General features: G+C 65.9%; 1 protein-coding gene. It reads right to left on the bottom strand.

Annotation, left to right across the window (positions count from 1 at the left end; genetic code table 11):
- Nucleotides 1-755: 755 nt before the first annotated feature.
- A complete protein-coding gene (locus IF29_RS0141000; RefSeq protein ID WP_084715569.1) occupies nucleotides 756-1697 on the bottom strand; it encodes a Shedu anti-phage system protein SduA domain-containing protein in 942 nt (313 codons plus the stop codon).
- Nucleotides 1698-1966: the final 269 nt, after the last annotated feature.

Consider the following 1966-nt stretch of genomic DNA (forward strand, 5'->3'; position numbering starts at 1 on the left):
ATGGAAGAGCTCTACCCCGCCGAACTCCCCAACAGCGCCCCCGCGCTACCCAACACCACCGATGAATGATCGGCTACACCACACCAAGGGACACGATCCCCATCGAACCGGTCGACAGTTCGACAACTGGGACGAACTCACCCCGTCCGAGCGGATACGCCGCGCCAACTGGCTTTGCCAGCACGGACGTTCACCGGTCGGACTCCTCCGCCTGAGCGACGACACACTCAGCACGGCCGGCCTGTTCGTACTCGACTGGGGAGCTCCGGTCCTCACGGAGGGAGCAACCGGACACCAGAGCAAGCCCGACCATGCGCCATGACACCAACCACAACGGGACTCTGACTGCGGCGCCATGCCTCAATCACCAGTCGACGCGGGCAGCCGAGGTCGCTGCTCGGTGTTCACCTTCACCTGCTCCTGGCAACCGGCGGAAACCCCGCCACAGCCCGCCTGCCGCTCACAGGAGAGGCCACCCTGCGGTGACCGCTCCCTAACCGGCGCTACACCCCTGCGCAGACAGGGCCGCCACCACCAGGCCGCCGGCCGAGCCCGGCTGTACTGCCTCCCAGTTAGCCCGGGCTTCGCAGACGGTGCACACGGGGTGAGCTCACCGCCGTGCGGTGCTGTCGCCAGCCCTGCCGGGGTGTCAGGCGCACCGTCATGTGCTGTGGGAAAGAAGCGAGTAGAGGGCATCCGACTGGCGTCGGGCGCCCCGTTGCCTGAAAGCCACATCGGTCGGCTGGCGGTGCGACCTATTCCCGCCCTATCGCCCGGGCTTGGCGTGTTGGACCTTGGCCGTTTCGCTGGTCCGTCTCGAACTCTTGCCAGTAGGCCCAGCGCTCGGCGAGGTAGGCGCGGCGCTCATCGCTCATCATGGCCGAGCGATTGAGACCCGGCTTCGGGTCGCCGAGCAGAAGGGCACCGGGGCCAGTGCCGGTCCCGGTCCCGTACACGGGTGAGAACGCGTAAATGGCTGGGCCATAAACCGACATGGTCAGGGTCATGGAGTTGGAGTGGTCATAGCGGGGGCGCAGCGCGTCGTAGGTCATGAACGTCTCGTCCGCCGCCCGCTGCTGGTCCCGCTTGAAGCGCAGCTCGCGATGGTTCAAGTGGCCGCCGCCGGGCTTGAACTCCGATTCGCGGCCGTAGATGAGGAGGAACTGTGGCTCCAGCGGCCGGTCCTTGTAAGTGTTGCCCAGGAACAGGAATGTCTCGCGGAACACCTCCTTGTTCCCCTCCCGGGCGAACCACGCCCTCCAGTCGTTGAGCTGGTCACGGGCGCCAGTGAACTCGCTGGTGGGGCGGCCGTCCTTCCCGAACCACCGCTTGGAGGGCTTCTCGATCTCGATCAGAATGGGCGTGATGAGGCCAGATGATCGTGTGACCCACATGAAGTCGGGCCTGAACGACCTCCCCGCGCCAGCGAGCGTCGGCTGCCGGAACACCGCCCCCATAGCCGACCCATGATGACCACCGGGACCGACGTCACCGCTTCCTCCCGGGATCATCGAGGGGTGCAGCTCCAGAAAGCTCTGGACCTCGTGCTCCTCTGGCCCCCGGCCGAGCAGCGCGTACCATTCGGCCAGAACCCGGTCTGAGTACTGCTCCCAGGGCAGAGGCAGAGGCCGATCCGGACTCGTGTCGGGCTCAATGTGAGTCAACACGGAGTCCGAAGCTGGCTGAACGTTCGTCATGCCGCGAGACTACTGAGGTTGAAGCGGCTCGCCGGCTAAATCACCAAGCTGCCCCTGAAGGGGCCGGTTCGTCGTCGGCCGGGGCCCTGCCGAGGCCTTTAGGCCGATCCCATGCTCGAACGGCGAGGCCAGCCGTCAACCTACTGACAGCCTATGCGTGATGTCGTGAGGGGTCACGTCTGCTGGCGTGGTGTATTGACGGCCAGTCGGTGATCTGGTTGTGAGGTTAGGCGGTGAGGGCGGTCGGGTCGGTGGTGTCGGTGGGTTGT

Origin of the sequence: Streptacidiphilus jeojiense (genome assembly GCF_000719095.1) — a bacterium.
Taxonomy (GTDB): domain Bacteria; phylum Actinomycetota; class Actinomycetes; order Streptomycetales; family Streptomycetaceae; genus Streptacidiphilus; species Streptacidiphilus jeojiensis.

Excerpts from the sequence above, each read along its gene's own strand:
- IF29_RS0141000 (WP_084715569.1), bottom strand. The coding sequence starts at position 1,697 with ATGACGAACGTTCAGCCAGCTTCGGACTCCGTGTTGACTCACATTGAG.